Below are 20,245 nucleotides of genomic sequence, written 5' to 3'. Positions count from 1 at the left end.
TGCCCTATATTTTTTGTATCTTATATGATGCAATATTCACAAGCCAGCTATCATTTTCAAAGATTACTTTATATGGGTCTTGAATAAATTCCGGTTCATATTCAGGCTCTGTAATTCGTGCATAATCAACTAAGCAGAGAACATATTTATCGCCCTTTATTCTAGCTGTGTCAGATTCGTTCTCTGACCAGTAAAAATGTGGATTTCCTAAATATGACTTAACCTCTATAAATCGATCACAAGCTGTGCTGCTGTCGCTTTGAAAAGATACTATATCGTATCCGGCAGAAACATCAAAATCTGAAATTCTTTTAACCCTATAAGCTTTCTCCGAAAGCCTTTTTTTCTCAATTGCCAGAACGAACTCTTCTGCCTCAAAGCCACGCCTGTTCTGCTCCTCTTGTTGTTTGAGCAACTGCTCTAACGTAAATTTACCTTTTCGGATGCGAATTCTTGAAGCAAAGTCAGATTCATATGATCCAGATATACACATTTCATCATTGTCTTTATTAAATGCTCCAGCAGTTATTAAAAAGTTTCTAATAGCAGCATATGCCAACGGGAATGCCGACTGTTTTATGCTTATATGTCCCTTATCTACATTGAAGCCCGTCTCATCTCGGTCAAATATTCCTTCATCAATGAGTTTTGTAATGCAGGATTTGACTAAAACGTCTATGATGCAACTCTTTTCTAACAACTCCAATTCCTTAAAACGCTCTGTTAGAACAACATTATCTCCGGACAGTTTGACATATTCTAAATATTCAAGGAATGCTAGGGCACCGTTGCAATTTATAACTATTCCATTTTCTAGGGCAGAACGGTTTATAACCTCTTTTCTACTGATGAAACTCTTGCTGGACAGCATTGAAACCAGGAAAAGCAATCCAGCAATATTTCCTATGGAGTTACAGCGCTTTAGTTCGGTTAACATACTCAGCAATTAGCGCCTTGATATCATTATCCCCGGTTTCTAATTCCGCATTCGTAAACAGGGGTATTGGCATACTTTCAATAATTTCTCGTAATCTTGTTTCCTTTACAATAAGTCTTTCATGAATTACACTGTCTATTGAATCTTCTGAAAGTAAATAGTAATAGTTGGTCTCTATTCCTGGTTTCAGACCATATCTATGAATGCGATCCTTGGATTGAATAAAGTGCGCTGCATTAAAACTCCGCTCCATATAAATAGCGTTGTGACAAACTTTATGAAGTGAGATTGACTCAGATACAGCAAATGGGTTAGCAATAATTACGCTGAAGTCAGCATCTGGACGATGGAAATCAGCAATTATTTTTTCACGTGTTTCCTCTTCGCTGTCATCTTCATTCCCGGTTGCAACCGGGGTCGCCCCATATAGTGTCTTGCACGCTATACCGTTGGACAGCAGATAATCCCTAAAATCCTGAATATTCTTAACGTAGATACACCAAACAACTACTTTACCACCTTTGGAAACGATCTGCTCAATCAGCTCTTTTGCCCTCACAAATTTTGCAGGAGTCTCACTTGCGGCATACTGCAGTATTTCTTTAATTAACGAAGTATCTTCTGTTACTGCATTAGCATCAAATCCTTCTGAAGAAGCAAAGTTGCGTAGCGGAACACTTAACAGATCTGGGTTTGTTGCAACTTGCATCATACGGATTAATCTCGCCTTAATTAAGTCCTGTTGAAAACTGCTGTTCCTTGTTGACACGATGTCACTCATATATTTTTTTTCAATTATATTGTATATCTTTCTTTGTGCCTCACTCATTGGAACAATAATTGGAGCATTTTCTGTAGCAGGAGGTATGCCCAAATCGCTCTTTTTCACACGGATGAAAAAGGGCTCAATCGCATGAAGCAAAGAATTTACCCGTACATCAGAATCAGACTTACTCATATCTTTAAGCTGATACACTTCGTATGGTATAACTTTTTTGGTTGGCCAAATAAACTTATAAAGGTTATATAAATCCTCATATCCGTTCGGTGCCGGTGTACCTGTCAAGACTATTCTTGATGAGCAGTATGCGGCAATATCAAGAACACCAGTAGCTGTAATTCCGCCAGAAGTATTCTTAATCTTATGCGCTTCATCAAGAACAACCATTACCTTATTGTTCTTTAAAAAATATATTAATTCTTCACGCAGTGCAGGAACGGATGCATAGGACAATAATGTAATCTTTGCGGGATTCAAAGAATACATATACTGTTTCTTTTCCTCAACCGGAATCTTTCCACTTAACCTTTTTGTAGATGGTTTCACACCGAAGCATTCCTCATATTCTAGTTCCCATGGTCCAAAAGCACTTAAGGGGGAGATAATTAAAAGCTTATCTACAAACTTTTTATCAAAGCTATCCAAGTTTGACAAATAAGCAAAGGCTCCATAAACCACACTGGTCTTGCCTGCTCCAGGTACAGAGAAGTTGCATCCATTCTGAGAAAATGCGAGATGGTATGCAGACAATAACTGTAGCTGATACAGGCTTCGGTTAGAAAGGTTCTTACTTACTGAACTAACAAAAGCCGCAAAATCACTCTTCTCACATTGATTATCCCTGATTAGCCTTGCCTTTTCCGAAAACTCTATAAATTTTTCTTCTTCCAGTGCATAGTTGCTTACTGCTTCTGAAACTTTTTCCGAAAATATCATTTCGGCTGAGATATGCTCGCAAATTTTCTTAACTCTATCAATTGTCTTGGTGATGTCCCTTTCAACTTCAACTACAATTTTATCCTCTAGGAGAATGTATTTCAGGGTATCCTTCAGATACCTTGATGCCCGTCTATTGCCAAAAATAGCTGCTATATCTCCAGTAATAATTAAATTAGATGTATCCTCATTTGATTCAAGACACAGTTTTTTCATAGGATATTCCTTTCCTTACATTCCAAGGATGCCCTTAAACTTTGTCACAAATTCCTCTAGTGACTCTACGCACCCTCTAATATTTCTATCTCTCTGAAAACTTTCCTGTGTTACGTCAACAACCTCTAATGCCTGACAAGCCTTTATAAGAAGCTGAAGAGGCTTTGCTGCATCAGCATGGTTATTTAGTTTATCCAAACTCAGGGTGAAATTTTCTTCCAAATCATCTCCGACTTTAAGTTTCCATTGCTGATCCCTTGCTTTTAGAGCACGGCTAAGATCAGTTTGATTTGAAGCCATAATCTCAGCAACGGAGTATTCCTCAACAGCATCAGTAATAGCAAAATGTCTGTCCCTAAAATCTCCCCATACCTCTTCTTTTGCAAAAAAACTGCTCGCAGGCTTCTTTGCGCTTGGAGCTGAGATAATGTTACGGAAAAGTGTCTGTTCAAAACCTTCACGTATATAGTCAAATGCTATCAACTTCAAATCAGAAACATCTGCATCTGGATCATATGCCCACATTGATGGAACCCCAGCCCTATATTTTTTCAGTGCGGAGTCCAGCTTTAAGAACGAATCTTCATTCTTATCTAACTGTGTGTACATACCAGAGTAGTCATACTCATCCAAATAGTCATCCATAAGCTGCAATGCCGAAAGCATAGTTCGGACTTCTCCCGGCTTTATATCCATCATTTGGGCAATATCATCAGGCGTAAAGCCCGCGTCTTGTAAGTCCTTACACTTGAGATATTTTTCAATTGGGTTGTAGTCAACCTTGACATCTTCCCCCATCTGGTACGTGGTCTCAAGTGCCAGAATTTCTTTTTTATTAGCATCATCTGGCAGAATTATTGCAATGAAAAACTGGCAGTGACTCTTCTCATTAAAAGGGATGTTATGATCCGCCATTATATTATTTAACAACATTGATCTTCTATTTCCATCAATAATAGAACCATCTGCAGTTACAATACCGTGCTTTTCCTGATGTTCACGAAGTAGTCGTTCCTTCGTCTTCTTATTGGCATCAATCTTGGATTCCCAAAGAAACTTTTCAATAAGCTTCTTGTCCTGTGGATCTTCTGGGTTAATTGTGTGATGCTGTCTTTCATAGGACTTAACCATGCTACCAATACGACCATTATAGGGATTATAAACAAGATACTCTAAAGGTATCTCATAAGCATCAAACTCTCTTCTTACTCCATGATACATAATTGGGATGCCCGTACGGCACGGCTTCTTGGTGGCTATCAGTTCCTGTAACTTCACTTTTCTCTCCGCAGCATTCATTTACGTTACCCCCTAATTCTTAAAATCTAGTGACATAGCTGTCAACAATGTCTTCTAACAGGTTTAAATTATTAAAATTTAAAACATAGTCAGAACATCTATGAATCTCTCTCATATCTGCCTGTCTTCCAATCCATCCAGCACCATCTAGGAAGTTTACGTAAATAATCTTGTTTCCTAACTTATACTGATCATTGAGCACTTCTACAGTTTTACGTACTGCTTCCTTCTTGCTTCCCTGACTACTTGATGTTGTCACATTATAGGAAACATCAATAATAATCTTTGGGTCCTGTGGACTTTCTAATACAAAGCTAGCTGCTCTGTCAAGTATTGGAATTCTAACATCCTTCTGATACCCAAGCCCATGCTTCGCACAAACAACTCTTATATTCTCTTCAATCTGTTTTAAAATAAGATCACCAATATTATTACTGTACTTTCCCTCTAACCCTCTTTTAACAAAAAGTCGGATAGAGTTTTTATCTGTCAGCTTTTTAAGCGTTGTCTTATCTATTGCCATGTTATCCAAATAGAAATATGGTATCTTGGTCTTAAGTTTTTCATCATCACGGCCAGCCCAAATGAGGTTTAGTATACTCTCCATCATTGCCGGACTTTCCATCATTGCGGTACGAATCTTACCGAGTCCCCATTCAGTAGAAAAGACAAATCCACGTTCCTTTCTTATCATAGAAACCATACGCTTGAATCTTTCTGTAGAAATCTCCATGAGGCTCGTTAGATTATCCAAGGAATCCTTGTGCTCTACGATATACTTTCTCAAGCCTTCTTTTGTGTCTATGGACTGCAATTCATTGTACAACACATCAACTTTGTTTTGTACTTCCCGTTCAATGGATTGCTCATATTCCTCATCCACATAGAACATCGTTGTTGAATTGAACAGTTCATTAAACTCTATTTTATGAGCAATTACTTCAGGCACTCTAATCACTCCTTCAATTACTATGAAAATATCGTACCATACCACCTATCGTCCGGCAATCAAAAACTTACGCTTATTTGTGAACTTTTTTCATCCCCTTATTATTTATTATTCTAATATTTGCAACATTATGATTTCTTAAGTTTTATTTCTGCACCTTTTTATTATTCTCATTACTATACACTCCCTTTAATAAATTCATATCGGCTCACATAAGAGTGAACTTTTGCATTCATCTTTTAAACCTTTGAATGGATATATGCTGCCAGCTCTCCATCACAGCAATACACATAACACCCCTTAATCCCCCGTGTCATCAGCGTCTTATACGTATTGCGCACCAAATCAACCAGCGGGTCCGGCTGCCCCTTCTTCGGCTTAGCCGGCTTCGCGCCCTTGTCGCGAAACTCCTCCCGCCGTACCACAAGTGAACCTGTGTGCGGATCATATCCCAAATCACGTCCGATAATGACTCCGACATAGTCCATCTCAAGCCCCTGCACGGTGTGGATGCAGCCAATCTGCCTCGCGCACTCCGGGTGGATGGCCCAATCGATGCGGTTCGGGTCGTTCCACGGCAGGGCAAAGCCGTGCTCTTCGATGACCACGTCATCGGCCAGTTTGCCGTCCTTTGGGTTTTTTGTCCAATCCCAGGCGTAGCCGGCGAGCAGGCGGCCGCCGCGTTTGTCGACAATTTCCTCGACAAGTTGTTGCGGGGTGGAGACAACGCGGAAGTCGAAGTCGCCTTCGAGCTGGATGTCCTCTTCGCTGTATCCAAGCAGGCTGTCGAGCCAGGCAATGTAGTTGCCCGAGCCGGAGCAGCGGTACTGCGATTCCAGTTCTACGGTATGGACTTCTGCACCCAGCTTGGCTGCTTCCGCCTCCAGCAGGGCCACGGAGCCGATGTCCTTTTTGGAGACCTGCTGCTGGTCGTCGATGAAGAAGACACTGATGCGGGAGGAGCGCATGATTTGGGTGGCCTGGTTTTCACCCTCAATTTTCTTCTTCATGTGGCCGTGCTCCTTCAGGCGGTGCGCCTCGTCGCAGATGAGCACATCGAAATAGTTTTCCGGCACGTCCACATAGGCAGCCGAGCCACGGAACAGGTCACGCACCTCAACAGATTGCGAGCGGCCGACGAGCTTTTTGCGTAAAATTTCCCGGAAAGCCTGGTTTGGGGTGATGTACTGTACATATGCATCACCCCGCAGCATGTAGCTCATGAGGTTCAGCCCAATGACCGACTTGCCGGTGCCCGGGCCGCCTTTGATCAGGATGACGTGCTTCCCGTCCCTTTGCAGCTTCAGCTGGTCATACTTGGTCACGACCTTCTCATAGGCAACCTTCTGCTCGTCCAGCAGGATGAATTCTTCGTTGCCGGCGATGAGCGAGCTGACGGTTTCCACGAGCTTCTTGGACGGGCGGATTTTACCGTGCTCAATGGCTTCCGCAATTTCGGCACCCTGCCCCTTTGCTACGAGCTTGCGGATGTCGCCTGCCAATTTGCGGTCGTCAAATTGAAAATAGATGGGTGCCTGCTGCAGGTAGCTGCCATAGCGCGTGTCCAGAAGCGGCTCGCCGTTTCGGGCCATGATGTAGTTATGGAGAAAGGCGCAGGAATGCAGCCGGATGGTGGAGTCGCTATATAGGGATTCATTAAAGTTCTGCAGGTAGCGCTTGTAGGTATCCGCCTGATAGGAGGGATGCACGGTCTCGCGCTCCCGGCCGCCCAGAAAGGTTTTAACAATCCCGTCGCCCTCGGCAGCTTTTGCTTTTTGCCATTGCTTCAGCTCGATAATGACAGCGTTCTTCGTGCCCTGCTCGTCCTGTCCGGCAATGAGGAAGTCAATCCGCTTTTCGGTGGATGGGAGCTTATATTCCAGCAGGACATGCGTATCCTCCTTCAGGTCGGCATCGCGCAGCACCCTTGCCATCTGCGGCAGGGAGTTTTCCCAGGAGCGCAGCTCGCTTGGGGATACGGCTTTGTTCATCTTTTGATGTACGTTTTGCTGAAGGACATAACCAATCTTATTTTCATATATGTGATCCAGAAATTTTGCGGCTGTTTCGTTGTAGATAATCATTTCCCACTCCCCTGTTGCAGCTTTGTTACAAGAAATTATAACATATTATGGAAGGCCAGAACGAGGCATGGATTCCCAACTCACCAAAAAAGGAGCCTGGCAGCCCAGACTCCTCTTAACCTATTACACTCAGTCACACGTACAAGGATAATTCTTGCATCTCCAGCAGCAGCGGCAATCCGCGTATCCACATTCGCGGCAGCAACGGCACGGATACGAATTACAGTCATTGCAGCAGCGGCAGCTTGCGTATCCGCACTCGCGGCAGCATTCACATGGGTACGAGTTGCAACTGCTGCAGCAGCGGCAATCCGCATATCCACACTCACGGCAGCAGCGGCATGGGTAAGAGTCGCAGTCCCGGCAGCATTTGCAGTAGCGCTCAGGCTCCCCGCAGCCGCTGCAGACATGGCCCCATTTTTCATCCTCGTAGTCGCGGTCCGCTTGATTGCGGTCAAGAGCATCGTCCGCCTCATCAATTTTCCACTGCGGCCCGCCGTGTCTGCGGTAGAAATAGGCATCATCCTCCGCCTTCTTGCGCTCCCAATATTCCTCCTCTTTGGCAGCGCGTGTTCGTTCCCTTTGCTGTTCTTCGCGGCGCTCTTCCTCACGCTCCTGCGCCCAGCGCGTCTCCTGCTGTTCGCGCTCCCATTCAGCCGCGGCTGCCTGCCGATAGGAGTCCTTTGCATCCGAGACAACGCGTTCGAAGGTTTGGCCGCGCGCAGGGGCAGACTTTTTGCGCCCTGCTTTTGGCTTGCTTGGGGCAGGCTGCTTCTGCCCCTTCTTGCCGATGTCATAAAGGATGAGCAGGACAGCTGCGCCTCCAATCCAGCCCGCATACTGCATATCCTTCCAGTACATGTACATCGCAATGGCCAACAGGAACCAGTTTCCCAAAATAAAATAAGGAATGGTCAGCCAAAAGAACCATGCTGATCCCTCCATATGAAATCCAAAATACAGAACAAGATTGAGCAATAATAGTGAGATGCGTAGGAATCCCGGTTTTGTCATAGTCCTATTGTTTCCCCCCTTGTTTTTTCTTCGTCTCGGGCTCTTCAAGTGAAATGGCAGCTTCCAATTTCACCATTACTCCCACCGAAGTATATATTGGCAACAAAGAGAATTATATAACATTTTCCATATTTTCATAATGTTTTCTCGGCAAACTATTTACAAACAAAACAGGTAATAAAAGGTAAATTATTTCAAATGAAGCACCCACTCACTGTCCTTCCGGTTCTTCCCCCAGCCCTATAGCCGGCTGAAAAGGTGGGAGCTACTTGTTTTTTCGTTGGAGGCTCTTATATTCCAAGAGGACATGGTATTCTCCTTTCGACCTGCATTGCGCGGCACCCTTGCCATTTGCAGCACCAGGTTCCATAGGACTATCTGCTAATAAACAAGCCGCTGTCCCATAAAAGGATCAGCGGCTGTGCTTCAGCTGTATATCATTCCTCTTGGCATTTCTCTCACTTTACAAAAAAACCGCCCAGCAAAAATTTGGGCTCATAGGAAACAATGACAGATTCCGGGTCAATGCTGCGCACAAGTTCATATACACGCTGCTCATACTTTCGTTTCACCACAACCGTTACAATGGTGCGCAGTCCTTCCCGCCCCTCTGCCGGCCAGCTGGTGACGCCATAGCCGTTTTCCCGCAAGCCTTCGTGAAGTGCTCCGGTCGTTACTGCTGTATTAATCTGAATGGTTACATAGCCTAAGGCCAGCTTTTCCTCGAGCTTCAGCCCTGCCAGGATGCCCGCTCCGTAGCCAATGCAGTAGATGATAAAATGAACAGGCGTATCGAGGTGATCCAGCACGAGCTTAAAGCCGATGACATAGATGCCAATCTCCACCGCTCCCATACATGCCGCCAGGTACCGCACTCCTTTGACAATGAGAATCAAGCGGAGCGTCAGCATGGCTACATACACGACTTGGATACAAAAGATGAGGAGAAGCGTCGTCATCTTAATACGCCAGGATGGCTCTGGCAAAACGGCGTAAATCTTCTTCGGTCGTCTCCCGGCAGTTATTGCGGCGCATCGGTGCATTTTCTTCCGCCTGCATCGTTTCCACAAATCGGTCTTCGTCCAGCTTGGACAGTCCGTCTTCCTGCAGGGAAAGCTTAATGCCGGATTCCTCTACCAGCTGCCGGAAGCGCTGCCCTCCCGCATATGCCAGCTCCTCTGCCGATTCCCCCTGTGCACCAAGAGCACGCGCGATTTTCGCATGTGCGGCCACATCGCCGGCCACATTCCACTCATAGGCGGTGTACAGTGCAATTGCAACGGCTCTGCCGTGATGAATCCGTCCCAGCGTCCCTAATGCATGGCCTATGCAATGTGCAATCCCCGTACCGCCCTGCTCAATCGCCATGCCTGCCAGCATCGCGCCGATGCTCAAGGCACCGCGCGCATCCAGGTCATCAGGCTGCAGCAGCACACGCGGCAGGTTTGCTGAAATAAGCTGGATCGCTTGCAAGCTCAGCGCTTCAATCATGGCATTCTGCCGCTTTCCCGTCATCGCTTCCATGGCGTGCACCAGTGCATCCAAGCCCGTGGCGGCTGTAAGATGCGGCGGGAGTGCGACTGTCAGAGACGGATCCAGCACGGCCAGCTCTGGAGCCATGCTTGCATCCCAGCCCCACACTTTGCGCTTTTCCTTCGTGGAGAACACAACCGTGCTTGTTACCTCGGCCCCTGTTCCGGACGTTGTCGGGATCATAATGGAAGCAATCTTTTTTGGCTGAAACGGATTTGCCATCAGGGCATAATGCTCTGCCGGCTGCTGATCTCCCGCAGTGAGCGCCGCCATCTTGGCAACGTCCATGGCAGAGCCGCCGCCAAGACCGATGACGCACGTTACATTGCTCTCGCGAATGATGGCGGCTGCTTCATCAATGGATGCAGCACTTGGATCACTGGCGACGTTGGAGAAGAGAAGGACTTCGATTCCTGCCTGGCGGATATGCTCGGACACCTGCTCCGCAACCCCCAGTGCCACAAGTCCGGGATCTGTGACAAGCACAACCTTGCTTCCGCCGCCAAGTCTGGCAATGTCTTCTCCAATGGAAGAAACACGCTGAATGCCATAGGCAACCTCTGTGCGGGAAGAGAATTGGAACGGTCTCATGCTCCTTCTCCTCCCGTAAATTCTACCACCACTCGGCCGACATTGACGGCATTGCGGTCGTGAAAGCTGTCAAACGCACGGTTAATGTCCGCAAGCTGGATCTTCTCGATGACCAAATCATCCAAATTCAGCTTGCCATCCAGGTAGAGCTGCGCCAGGATCGGGAAATCCCGAAACGGGTGGATATCTCCGTAAAAGCTGCCCTTCAGCACCTTTCCAACCCGGTGAAAGCCCCCAGCCGGCAGGTTCAGCTGCTTTTCCGGATGAAAGGCGCCGACAAAGACGACAGTTCCTCCCTTTCTCGTTGCCTTCCACGCACCCTCTGCGGAAATGGTATTTCCCGAGCAATCTATGGCGTAATGCGCGCCATAGCCGCCGGACAGCTGCCGGATCGCTTCCACAACATCCTCTTCCGCTGCGTTTACCGTATGGGTGGCGCCATATGCTTTGGCCAGCTCCAGGTTCTTTTCCTTTACATCGACCGCAATGATCCGGGATGCGCCTGCAATGCGCGCGCCCTGTACCGCATTAATGCCTACGCCGCCGATGCCGAATACTGCAACGGTGGAGCCCGGCTTGACCTCTGCAGCGCGAACAGCTGCGCCATAGCCGGTTGCAACGCCGCAGCCGATCAAAGCAGCCTGTGTAAGGGGCATGTCATCCGGTATTTTAATACAGCTCATCTCCGGCACAACTGTATACTCGGCAAAGGTGGACAGCAGGGAGTAATGATACATGTTCTCTCCGTCCTGTGACAAACGTGTTGTACCATCTAAGAGCGTCCCTTCAAACATTGGGCCAAATGCAGACTCGCACAAATTCACCTGCCCCGTTTGGCAAAATTCACAGGTGCCGCAAAAAGGAACCCAGCTCAGCACAACCCGGTCGCCGGGCTTTACTGTCTGCACCTCCGCACCCACCTCCACCACAATGCCGGCGCCTTCGTGCCCAAGAACACTCGGAGCAGGCGTTGTTTCATCCTGCAGTGCATTGTAATCGCTATGGCAAACGGCTGTGGCCGCCACCTTCACCAATACTTCCTTTGACTTCGGCGACGCCAGCTGCACCGTGCGGATTTCCAGCGGCTTCCCCGCTTCCGTCATGACTGCTGCGGTCATATTCATGTTTGCTTCCCCCTCTTAATAGCTGATCCAAATCGCTCTTGTTTTTGTATAGGACTGCAGGGAATGCACGGCATACTCTTTTCCCCAGCCGCTTTGCTTCACGCCTCCGAAGGGGCTCGCAAAGTCATAGCAGCCATACCGGTTCACAAATACCTGCCCCGCATCCAGCCTTTTGGCGACGCGGTGTGCCCTGCTGACATCATTGGTCCAAAGGCCGGCAGCAAGACCGTAAATCGTATCGTTGGCCATCCGGATGACCTCTTCTTCCCCGGCGAAAGGAATCACAACAAGAACCGGCCCAAAAATTTCCTCCTGTGCAATGGTCATGTCATTGCTTACATCCGCAAAGATGGTAGGACGTACATAATAGCCATTGGCATTTTCTCCCGATACATCCCGCATGCCTCCCGCAGCAAGCCGGGCCCCTTCCTTTACCCCAATTTCGATATAACGCAGAATGCTCTCCATATGCGCCTTGGAAACCTGAGGCCCCTGATCACTGTTTGGATCAAACGGGTCGCCCAGCCGATAGCCGTTTGCCTTGTCGGCTAACCGCTCCACCACCTGCTCATAGATGCTTTGCTCGACAAATAAGCGGGTTGGCGCGGAGCATTTCTCGCCTTTATGGGTAAATAGTCCGTAAAATGAGCGCTCAATAGCTGCCTCCAGGTTGGGGGCGTCGGCAAACAGGATATTCGGGGATTTCCCGCCCAGCTCCAAGGTCACAGGCTTCAGGTTGGAATCTGCTGAATCGTGCACAAGCTTGCGGCCGACCTGGGTGCTGCCGGTAAAGGAAACCTTATTGACATCCATGTGCTGGGTAATATATGAGCCAATTCGTCCCTCGCCCAGAATTAAGTTGATGACGCCCGGCGGAAGAATAGCAGCCTCATCAATGATTTCAAACAGACGGATAGCGGAATAGGAGGTCACACTGGAAGGCTTGAACACAACTGTGTTGCCCATGGCCAGCGCCGGCGCCAGCTTCCATACACCCATCACAATAGGGAAATTCCACGGTACAATCTGGCCGCATACACCGATCGGATCTCTTGTTGTAAAGCTGAGGAAGTTTCCTTCCACCGGATTGACTTCGCTGTAATACTTATCCACCCAACCCGCGTAATACTCGAATAAGTCGGCTGCTTCCGTTACATCATCTATATAGGCTTCCTTGTAGAGCTTGCCATTGTCCAAAGCTTCCAGTGTGGCCAGCTCTGCATGGTACTCACGTATGGCAGCGGCAATCCGCATGAGCGCGCGCCCGCGTTCTTTTCTGCTCATGTCCGCCCAAGCACCGGCCTCAAATGCCTGTCTGGCTGCAGCGACAGCCCGGTCTACATCTTCCTTTTCGGCACCGGTGAATGATCCGAGCACATTCCCATTGGCAGGATTTGTAGACTGAATGAGCTGTCCCGCCCCCTCACACCATTCGCCCCCTATGTACAGCCGCTTTGTTGTCTGCAGCCATTCCTTTGCCCATGCGAGCTTCGGACCGGCCATTTCATGTGTTGCGTTCGTCATGCTTCCTCTCCTCCTTCAGCTTTCTCTGCACCTGCTGGACAGACTCTGTCTGCAGCCAGCCGGATACTTGTTCATATCCATATTGCTCTGTCAGCTCCACCACCAATGGGATAGAACTGGCAGCGTATAACGAGCTTCTTTCCTGATTCACTTCAATGCCGACGAGGCAATAGTCATAGAAATTTTGCAGTGCATGTGTAAGCATTTCCATATTTTCATAGAGAAGCATCCCCATCATGCCGTCCCAGATGTTGAGCTGCAGCTCCCCATGCTCCAGTGCCGCCTGAATGGTATGATCGCGGCCGCTTACCAGCAAGCTGCATTGCACGAGCATCTCCGGAATGACAGGGTTCACCTTGCCTGGAAAAAAGGAAGAGCCCGCCTGCACAGCCGGAAGCTTCAGCTCGGCAAAGCCTGCCTCCGGTCCAGAGGACAGCAGACGCAAGTCCTTCGCAAACTTCAGCAGGTTCGCGCTCATCATGCGGAGTGCACCCGAGCAAGCCGCCAAATCGTCCGGATACTGTGCCGCCTCGTATAGATTGGAACGATGGCGGAGCGGCATATCCGTCACCTTCTGCAGGCAGGAAAGAATATGGTCCCGGTAGGCCTGGCTCGCGCCTGTTCCAGACCCGATGACAGTGCCCCCCAGATTCACTTGATGCAAGTCTTGTATCCGTTCCTCCAGTTGAACCACGTGCTTTTCCAGATTCGCAGCACATGCTTGAAAAAGGACACCGTGCGAAGTACGCATGGCATCTTGCAGGCATGTGCGGGAAATCGTCTCCATTCCTGTGAATTCCTCACCTTTTTGCCTAAGCGCCTCTATGCATCGCCGCAGCACGGCAAGCAATGGCTGTGCCCGGCGAATTAATGCAATTCGCAAGGCTGTAAAGCACACGTCCGCTGTGGACTGGGACAAGTTAATTTGGGCGGCAGGAACGGCAGTGAGTGCTGCCAACACCTCATTCATGTTCATATTGGTGCCGATGCTTCCACCGCCGTGATATACATCAACGGGAAATTGGTCGTGATGCTGTCCGGCCATGATGGAGCGGCAAGCAGCGACGATAGCGGAGCAAATCTCCTGTGAAATCGCTCCTGCCTCACAGTTTGCCATGGCAGCTGCCTGCTTCACTTCTGCCAGAGCCTGGATATACAGCGGGTATTGCGAAAGAGTCCTTCCTGTATAGCTCATATTGTTCACTGTACGCTTTGTCTGTTCCCCATACAGTGTGCTAGATAACATGATTTGTTCTCTTTGGCGCCTCATCATCTGCGTGAGCCGCCCCCATGCTCCCCAGCTTTCTCATAAACTCCATTAGAGTCATGGTAGTAATCAGACGCTGCTTGCTGTCCAGCACTTTAAGAGATTCCGCTTTTGTTTCAATAAACCGGGCCAGCACATCCTTTGCCGCATGCAGAACAGATACTGTATCCGGACCCATGTGCAACGGACCCCCGCTTCCTTCTTGCACCGGCAGCAGGTCGCGCATTTTCAAGACGTTGATGCGGCGCTGCATATCGTCCACTCCCACCAGCTGCTTGACAAAATCATTGGCAGGCTGTGCCATAATCTGCCCTGGTGAAGCGAATTGGACAACCTTGCCGCTCTGCATAATAATAATGCGGTCTGCCAGCTTAAAAGCCTCTTCCACATCATGTGTGACAAACATAATCGTTTTGTGCAGCTGCTTATGGATACGCAGCAGCTCATCCTGCAGGCTAATTCTTGTAATCGCATCAATTGCGCCAAACGGCTCATCCATCAGCAGAATGGCCGGATCGGCCGCCATGGCCCTCGCAATGCCGACACGCTGCTGCTGGCCGCCGGAAAGCTGGCGGGGATACCGCTTCCGAAACACCTGCTGATCCAAATGGACAAGATCCAAGAGTTCCTCTACACGGGCACGGATACGCTCCTTATCCCAGCCGAGCAATTTAGGAACGACTGCGATATTCTCCTCAATGGACATATGCGGGAATAATCCATTTTGCTGAATGACATACCCGATGCGTCTTCGCAGCGTTTCCACCTTTAAAGAAGTGATGTCTGTCCCGTCAATTGCAATCGTTCCTGCTGTCGGCTCAAACAGACGGTTCACCATTTTCAACAGCGTCGTCTTCCCGCAGCCGGATGGACCGAGAATGACAATAAATTCCCCATCCTCAATGGAAAGGTCTACATGATCTACAGCTTTTATCTCCGATCCCGGATAAGACTTTGTCACACCTGTAAATGTGATGCTCATGGGCCTTCCCCCTCTCCTAGAAATTTAGATTCAAATACTTATATTCCAGATAATCATCAATCCCTTGCCTGCCGCCTTCCCGGCCAAAGCCGCTCTGCTTAATCCCGCCAAACGGTGCCTGGACATAGCCAAGAACTGCTTCATTAATTCCAATCATGCCGTATGCCAATGCATCCGCCACCCGCATCGTTCTGCCCATATCCTTTGTATAGAAATAAGCAGCCAGGCCGTAAGGGGTGTTGTTGGCAAGCTCCACTGCTTCCTCCTCTGTGCGGAAGGTCATGATGGGTGCCACAGGACCAAACGTTTCCTCCTGGAATATCTTCATATCCGGCGTGACATGGCACAAAACCGTCGGGGCAAAGTAAAAGCCGGATTCGTATTCTCCTCCTTGCAGCCGCGCTCCCCCGGCAACAAGCCGCGCTCCCTTCGATACAGCATCCTCTACATGCTCTTGCACCTTCAGAAGTGCTTTTTCATGAATCAGCGGCCCTGCATGCACACCTTCTGTGAACCCAGAACCAATTCTGATCTCAGCCATCTTCTGAGTGAACCGCTCTATGAAAGCTTCCGCAATGGTGTCCTGTACGAAGATGCGGTTTGCGCAGATGCAGGTTTGCCCATTGTTTTGAAATTTGTTCATGACCAGCCCGTCAACTGCCGCTTCCATATCAGCATCCTCAAATACGATATAAGGCGCATGCCCGCCCAACTCCAGCGACATCTTCTTGACCTGCTGCGCTGATTGCTCCAAAAGCCTTTTGCCTACCTCAGTGGAGCCGGTAAAGCTCAGCTTTCTGACTGCCGGGTGCTCCAGCATGGCCCGCCCGATGCCTGCCGCATCGCCAAGCACCAGATTGACTGTTCCCTTTGGCAGCCCGGCCTTTTCAAAAATCTCAAATAATGCAATGGCGGACAACGGGGTTTCAGGCGCAGGCTTTACCACTGCCGTACATCCTGCAGCAAGAGCAGGCGCCAGCTTGCGTGTAATCATGGAAGAGGGAAAATTCCAAGGCGTGATCGCCCCTACTACGCCAATGGGATGGCGCTGCACAAGAATCTTTTGTGTTGTCTTATAAGGGGGAACAATTTCCCCATACACACGGCGTGCTTCTTCAGCATACCAAAGCATAAAATCGGCACCCCAAAGCACCTCGCCCTTCGCTTCCGCAAATGGCTTGCCCTGTTCAAGCGTCATAATTTCTGCAAGCCGGTCCGCATCCTCATAGATCAGCTGATACACCTTTCGCAGATAATGCGCCCGTTCCTCAGCGCTCACCTTGGACCATACAGAAAAAGCACGGCTTGCCGCTTCAACAGCCAGCACCGCATCCTCATACGCCCCATATGAAACTCTCGCAATCTCTTCGCCATTGGCCGGATTGAAAACAGGGGACTGACGCAAACCTGCTGCATCAGTCCAAGCTCCATCCATAAACATCTTTGTCTGTACCTGTACCATGTCATTTCCTCCTGGCTGCTTATTTTACGAGACCCTTCTCCTTCAAGAATTCCTTTGCTACTGTGGCATAGTCTTTCTTGTCAGGGCCATCAATCTTCCAGTTCAGCTTTGACATGACGTCATCTGTCAGCAAAGGAGACAGCTTGTCGAGTGCTTCCTTCGCCTTTGGATATTGCTTCAGCTTCTCGCTGCGTATAATTGGCGCGACGTTATAAACAGGGAAGAAGCCGACATCGTCCTTGATGAGCTGCAAGTCATAGCCGGCAATTTGCCCATCTGTGCCGTACACGACGCTCACATCTGCTTTTTTCTGTTGGATCGGCTCAAAGCGGATGCTCGCATCAATCTGGAATTGCTTGCTGAATTTAAAACCGCCCTTATCCTTAAACATCTTCTGCAGGCCCGGCAGCCCGTCATCACGCACGTCAAATTCCTGCGGGAACGCCAGCACCAAGTCCTTCGCGCTGGATGCCAAGTCTGTGATGGTATCCACCTTATGCTTGCTTGCCACTTCCTTCGTCGTGACGAACGCAAAGGTGTTATTCAGCGGAGATGGCTCCAGCCATTCAATGCCCCATTGCTTAAAGCCCTCTTGGTTGATTTGCAGAACCTTTTTCTGGTCCTTTTCCACCGGCTTTTTCAAAATCGCAAGCAAGCCTGTTCCCGTATACTCAGGATACAAATCGATATCCCCATTTTTAATAGCCTCAAATGCAACCATGGTACCGCCCAGGTTGATTTTACGCTGCACCGGAATATCATTTGCCTCCAGCACTTGCGCATACATTTCCCCAAGCAGCGCATTTTCTGTAAAGTCCTTGGAGCCAATGACAACGGCTGATTTTGCCTTATCATCCTTTTTCTCAGCAGTTCCTGATGTACTATTGGAACTGCAGGCCCCCAGCAATAAGGAAACTCCCAGTACGGCTGTCGCCAAAACAGATGCTTTCTTTTTCATTTCAACCTCTCCCTTTTTCATTAAAATGATGATGTCCGCTTTTGCATAATGCCAAAGCCGATTTCGCCGATGATTGCCAACAGCGCAACAGGTATTGCACCGAGCAAGAGGAATACGTTATTCAGCATGGCAATCCCATTCATAATGTAATAGCCTAATCCACCTCCCCCAATGAGGACTGCCAAGGTGGCGCTCGCAATAATCTCAACAGTGGCTGTGCGAATGCCGGTCAGAATTACAGGCATCGCCAATGGGAATTCCACCCTGAAGATGCTTTGCATGGGGCTCATTCCCATGCCGTAGGCAGCTTCACGAATCGATGGGTCAATTTTTCGAAACGCTGTATACGTGTTGATAATAATAGGCGGACAAGCCAAGATGAAGAGTGCCACCAATGCCGGCAAAAACCCGACGCCGAGAACGGGCATCGCCAATGCCAATATGGCAATGCTCGGAATGACGCGAAACATATTGATGACGTTGATGATTCCTTCTGCAATGGCTGCTTTGCGAGAAATATAGACTCCGAGCGGCACACAAAGCAGAATGGCCAAAATCACTGTGACAAGACAAAGCAGCAAATGCTGATTTAAATACTGCACAAAGGTTTCCTGGTTCATATCCAAGTAATCTATCACTTGCTGGAGCATCCGGTTCTCCTCCCTTCTTATGCTGATTTTGGCGTCGTCCGCCTTTCAATCAAACGGAACAAAGCATCCGCCAGAATTGCCAGCAACCCAATCAGCAAGGTGCCCAGCATGATTTTCCCGAAATCATTGTGGTGAAGCCCATCGTAGATGATGCGGCCGAGCCCGCCGGCATTGATCCATGCTGCAACAGTCGCGATGCTGATGGTTGATACCGTTGCGATGCGAATGCCTGCAACAATGACGGGAATCGCGAGCGGCACCTCGATTTTCAGGATAATTTGCCATTTCGTCATCCCCATTGCCTTGGCAGCCTCTATGACAAGCGGATCAATTCCCTGAATGGCCGCCACAACATTTCGGACGAGAATCATCTGCGCGTACACAACCAGGCCAATAATGGCTGTCTTTGGCCCAAGGCCTGTGATGGGAATAAAGAATGCATACAAGGCAAGACTCGGAATGGTATATAGAATACCCAGCAGCCCTGTGACGGGCACATATAGAAAAGAGACACGACTGATCAGCATGCCGACCGGCAAGGCTATCGCCAGGGAGATGGCAAGCGTGATGCCCAGCATGTTCACATGCTGCAAAAACAGCTCCAGTACCTTTTGCGGATTCTCTATCAAGTAGTTCATGCTTGCTGCCCCGCTGCTTCCTGGCTGAAGGTATAATGCGCCAGCTTCTCCTGGTCCAGTTCAAACCCAAGCCCCGGACGTTCAGACAGGCGCAAATATCCATCAGCATCCACACGGACAGGCTGCTTCATCAGGAAGTCACGGCGCTCAAGCGACCAAGCAGGCGGGTCGTATGGAAACTCCAGATATGGACAAAGACTGACAGCTGCAGCGAGATGCAGATTTGCCAACAGGCCCACCCCATTTGTCCATGTGTGCGGGCTGAACCATGCTCCGCTGCCTTGTACAAGGTCTGCAATTTTCTTTCCTTTCGTAATGCCGCCTGACAATGCCGCATCCGGCTGATAGACGTCCAAAGCCCCTCTGGCTGACAGCTCCCGGAAATCGTGCAGACGGCGGTTCATTTCCCCGCCGGCAATCCGAATCCCTGTCATGGCACGAAGCTGTTCCATGCCTTGGAAATCATCGTGGGGCAAAGGCTCTTCCAACCAAAATACATCCAGCTTCTCCAGTTCACGCGCCACCTGATAAGCAGCCTTGACATCCCATGTGCGCGCTACATCCCACGGCATTTTCCAGCCTTGATTGGCGTCCACCATAATATCCATCGTGTCTCCAACCGCTTTGCGGACAGCCTCAACGACGCGAATATCGTCCCGTGGATTTTCATGGTGGAAGCGTATTTTCATAGCCCGAAAGCCTTGCTCGCGCAGCATAAGCGCACGTTCTGCACGCTCCTCCGGCGACACCAGCTCCCCTGTAGAGGCGTATGCAAGAATCTTGTCCTCGCGTGCTCCCAGCAGCTTATACACAGGCTGTCCTGTGGCTTTTCCCATGAGATCCCACAACGCCAAATCCAGCGGCCAGCATCTGCCGTAATGAAAATCAATGTTTTCAATGATTTGTGCATGGCGCTCCACCGCAAACGGATCCTGCCCGATAAACAGGTGCTCATGGCCGGCAAAGCCCGTCATGAGGTCCCCGGAGCCAATGCCCGTAATGCCCTCATCCGTATGTACATATACAACGGTCGCAGCAAAGCTGGTTCGCGGGTTGGGGTCCCAGGATGCCTTGAACGGTGGGTTCAGCGGTAAGGCTGCATGCTTTACTTCAATGGATGTGATCCGCACGATTACTTGCCCCCTTCGAAAATTGTTTTCTTGCTTTGTATACTTGCAAGTGCCGTGCCAATTCCCCAGCAAAAGAAAACGCTTACTTTTTGAAGGAGGGCTGTAGGAATCTTTCTCCATATACTGTAGAATTTTTCTACAGCTGTAGTAAAATCACGCAAAAAAAGACG

17 protein-coding genes are annotated in these 20,245 nt (G+C 48.9%); all 17 read right to left on the bottom strand.

The genetic code is table 11. The annotated features are described in order from the left end of the window. Window positions 1-4 precede the first annotated feature (4 nt). Complete coding sequence (locus NK662_RS20635) at window positions 5-937, bottom strand: protein NO VEIN domain-containing protein (protein ID WP_254760857.1); 933 nt, start codon at window positions 935-937, stop codon at window positions 5-7. Continuing rightward, window positions 912-2,870 (bottom strand): DEAD/DEAH box helicase, encoded by a 1,959-nt coding sequence (locus tag NK662_RS20630; RefSeq protein ID WP_254760856.1) that lies wholly within the window; start codon window positions 2,868-2,870, stop codon window positions 912-914. The genes NK662_RS20635 and NK662_RS20630 overlap by 26 nt, the downstream gene beginning before the upstream one ends. 15 nt (window positions 2,871-2,885) lie before the next feature. After that, window positions 2,886-4,169, bottom strand: coding sequence for a hypothetical protein (locus NK662_RS20625; RefSeq protein ID WP_254760855.1), 1,284 nt, complete (start codon window positions 4,167-4,169; stop codon window positions 2,886-2,888). A gap of 19 nt (window positions 4,170-4,188) precedes the next feature. Next, window positions 4,189-5,118, bottom strand: coding sequence for a DpnII family type II restriction endonuclease (locus NK662_RS23810; protein WP_254760854.1), 930 nt, complete (start codon window positions 5,116-5,118; stop codon window positions 4,189-4,191). 239 nt (window positions 5,119-5,357) lie between these two features. After that, entirely contained in the window at window positions 5,358-7,202 is a 1,845-nt protein-coding gene (locus tag NK662_RS20615; protein ID WP_254760853.1) for a DUF2075 domain-containing protein, read from the bottom strand. 129 nt (window positions 7,203-7,331) lie between these two features. Beyond that, entirely contained in the window at window positions 7,332-8,216 is an 885-nt protein-coding gene (locus NK662_RS20610) for a hypothetical protein (protein WP_254760852.1), read from the bottom strand. A 458-nt stretch (window positions 8,217-8,674) separates the two neighbouring features. Next, window positions 8,675-9,175 carry a DUF2179 domain-containing protein gene (locus NK662_RS20605; RefSeq protein WP_254760851.1) on the bottom strand — a complete coding sequence of 167 codons (501 nt, stop codon included), beginning with the start codon at window positions 9,173-9,175 and terminating at the stop codon, window positions 8,675-8,677. 1 nt (window position 9,176) lies between these two features. Beyond that, on the bottom strand, window positions 9,177-10,340 hold the full coding sequence (locus NK662_RS20600; RefSeq protein WP_254760850.1) for an iron-containing alcohol dehydrogenase: 1,164 nt from the start codon (window positions 10,338-10,340) through the stop codon (window positions 9,177-9,179). Then, window positions 10,337-11,464 (bottom strand): Zn-dependent alcohol dehydrogenase, encoded by a 1,128-nt coding sequence (locus tag NK662_RS20595; RefSeq protein WP_254760849.1) that lies wholly within the window; start codon window positions 11,462-11,464, stop codon window positions 10,337-10,339. The genes NK662_RS20600 and NK662_RS20595 overlap by 4 nt, the downstream gene beginning before the upstream one ends. 15 nt (window positions 11,465-11,479) lie before the next feature. Then, window positions 11,480-12,988 (bottom strand): aldehyde dehydrogenase family protein, encoded by a 1,509-nt coding sequence (locus NK662_RS20590; RefSeq protein ID WP_254760848.1) that lies wholly within the window; start codon window positions 12,986-12,988, stop codon window positions 11,480-11,482. Further along, a complete protein-coding gene (locus NK662_RS20585; RefSeq protein ID WP_254760847.1) occupies window positions 12,969-14,234 on the bottom strand; it encodes a lyase family protein in 1,266 nt (421 codons plus the stop codon). The genes NK662_RS20590 and NK662_RS20585 overlap by 20 nt, the downstream gene beginning before the upstream one ends. After that, window positions 14,224-15,237, bottom strand: coding sequence for an ABC transporter ATP-binding protein (locus NK662_RS20580; RefSeq protein ID WP_254760846.1), 1,014 nt, complete (start codon window positions 15,235-15,237; stop codon window positions 14,224-14,226). The genes NK662_RS20585 and NK662_RS20580 overlap by 11 nt, the downstream gene beginning before the upstream one ends. A 16-nt stretch (window positions 15,238-15,253) precedes the next feature. Then, complete coding sequence (locus NK662_RS20575) at window positions 15,254-16,699, bottom strand: NAD-dependent succinate-semialdehyde dehydrogenase (protein ID WP_279665408.1); 1,446 nt, start codon at window positions 16,697-16,699, stop codon at window positions 15,254-15,256. A 19-nt stretch (window positions 16,700-16,718) separates the two neighbouring features. Then, complete coding sequence (locus NK662_RS20570; RefSeq protein WP_254760845.1) at window positions 16,719-17,657, bottom strand: ABC transporter substrate-binding protein; 939 nt, start codon at window positions 17,655-17,657, stop codon at window positions 16,719-16,721. Between the two features lie 20 nt (window positions 17,658-17,677). Next, window positions 17,678-18,307: an ABC transporter permease gene (locus NK662_RS20565; protein ID WP_254760844.1), complete on the bottom strand. Its 630-nt coding sequence runs from the start codon at window positions 18,305-18,307 to the stop codon at window positions 17,678-17,680. A 17-nt stretch (window positions 18,308-18,324) separates the two neighbouring features. Continuing rightward, window positions 18,325-18,945: an ABC transporter permease gene (locus NK662_RS20560; RefSeq protein ID WP_254760843.1), complete on the bottom strand. Its 621-nt coding sequence runs from the start codon at window positions 18,943-18,945 to the stop codon at window positions 18,325-18,327. Continuing rightward, window positions 18,942-20,075 carry a mandelate racemase/muconate lactonizing enzyme family protein gene (locus NK662_RS20555; protein ID WP_254760842.1) on the bottom strand — a complete coding sequence of 378 codons (1,134 nt, stop codon included), beginning with the start codon at window positions 20,073-20,075 and terminating at the stop codon, window positions 18,942-18,944. Before NK662_RS20555 ends, NK662_RS20560 begins: the two co-directional genes overlap by 4 nt. Window positions 20,076-20,245 lie beyond the last annotated feature (170 nt).

The sequence above is a fragment of the Ectobacillus ponti genome (genome assembly GCF_024294785.1).
Taxonomy (GTDB): Bacteria; Bacillota; Bacilli; order Bacillales; family Bacillaceae_G; genus Ectobacillus; species Ectobacillus ponti.
The sequence above is the reverse complement of the archived record's forward strand: the minus strand, read 5'-3'. Positions and strand labels throughout refer to the sequence as shown.

What these genes read in the sequence shown, in the direction of transcription:
- NK662_RS20610 (WP_254760852.1), bottom strand. Translation starts at nt 8,216, where the DNA reads ATGACAAAACCGGGATTCCTACGCATCTCACTATTATTGCTCAATCTT.
- NK662_RS20570 (WP_254760845.1), bottom strand. Translation starts at nt 17,657, where the DNA reads ATGAAAAAGAAAGCATCTGTTTTGGCGACAGCCGTACTGGGAGTTTCC.
- NK662_RS20575 (WP_279665408.1), bottom strand. Translation starts at nt 16,699, where the DNA reads ATGGTACAGGTACAGACAAAGATGTTTATGGATGGAGCTTGGACTGAT.
- NK662_RS20600 (WP_254760850.1), bottom strand. Translation starts at nt 10,340, where the DNA reads ATGAGACCGTTCCAATTCTCTTCCCGCACAGAGGTTGCCTATGGCATT.
- NK662_RS20615 (WP_254760853.1), bottom strand. Translation starts at nt 7,202, where the DNA reads ATGATTATCTACAACGAAACAGCCGCAAAATTTCTGGATCACATATAT.
- NK662_RS20580 (WP_254760846.1), bottom strand. Translation starts at nt 15,237, where the DNA reads ATGAGCATCACATTTACAGGTGTGACAAAGTCTTATCCGGGATCGGAG.
- NK662_RS20585 (WP_254760847.1), bottom strand. Translation starts at nt 14,234, where the DNA reads ATGTTATCTAGCACACTGTATGGGGAACAGACAAAGCGTACAGTGAAC.
- NK662_RS20630 (WP_254760856.1), bottom strand. Translation starts at nt 2,870, where the DNA reads ATGAAAAAACTGTGTCTTGAATCAAATGAGGATACATCTAATTTAATT.
- NK662_RS20625 (WP_254760855.1), bottom strand. Translation starts at nt 4,169, where the DNA reads ATGAATGCTGCGGAGAGAAAAGTGAAGTTACAGGAACTGATAGCCACC.
- NK662_RS20565 (WP_254760844.1), bottom strand. Translation starts at nt 18,307, where the DNA reads ATGCTCCAGCAAGTGATAGATTACTTGGATATGAACCAGGAAACCTTT.
- NK662_RS20590 (WP_254760848.1), bottom strand. Translation starts at nt 12,988, where the DNA reads ATGACGAACGCAACACATGAAATGGCCGGTCCGAAGCTCGCATGGGCA.
- NK662_RS20560 (WP_254760843.1), bottom strand. Translation starts at nt 18,945, where the DNA reads ATGAACTACTTGATAGAGAATCCGCAAAAGGTACTGGAGCTGTTTTTG.
- NK662_RS20595 (WP_254760849.1), bottom strand. Translation starts at nt 11,464, where the DNA reads ATGAATATGACCGCAGCAGTCATGACGGAAGCGGGGAAGCCGCTGGAA.
- NK662_RS20635 (WP_254760857.1), bottom strand. Translation starts at nt 937, where the DNA reads ATGTTAACCGAACTAAAGCGCTGTAACTCCATAGGAAATATTGCTGGA.
- NK662_RS20605 (WP_254760851.1), bottom strand. Translation starts at nt 9,175, where the DNA reads ATGACGACGCTTCTCCTCATCTTTTGTATCCAAGTCGTGTATGTAGCC.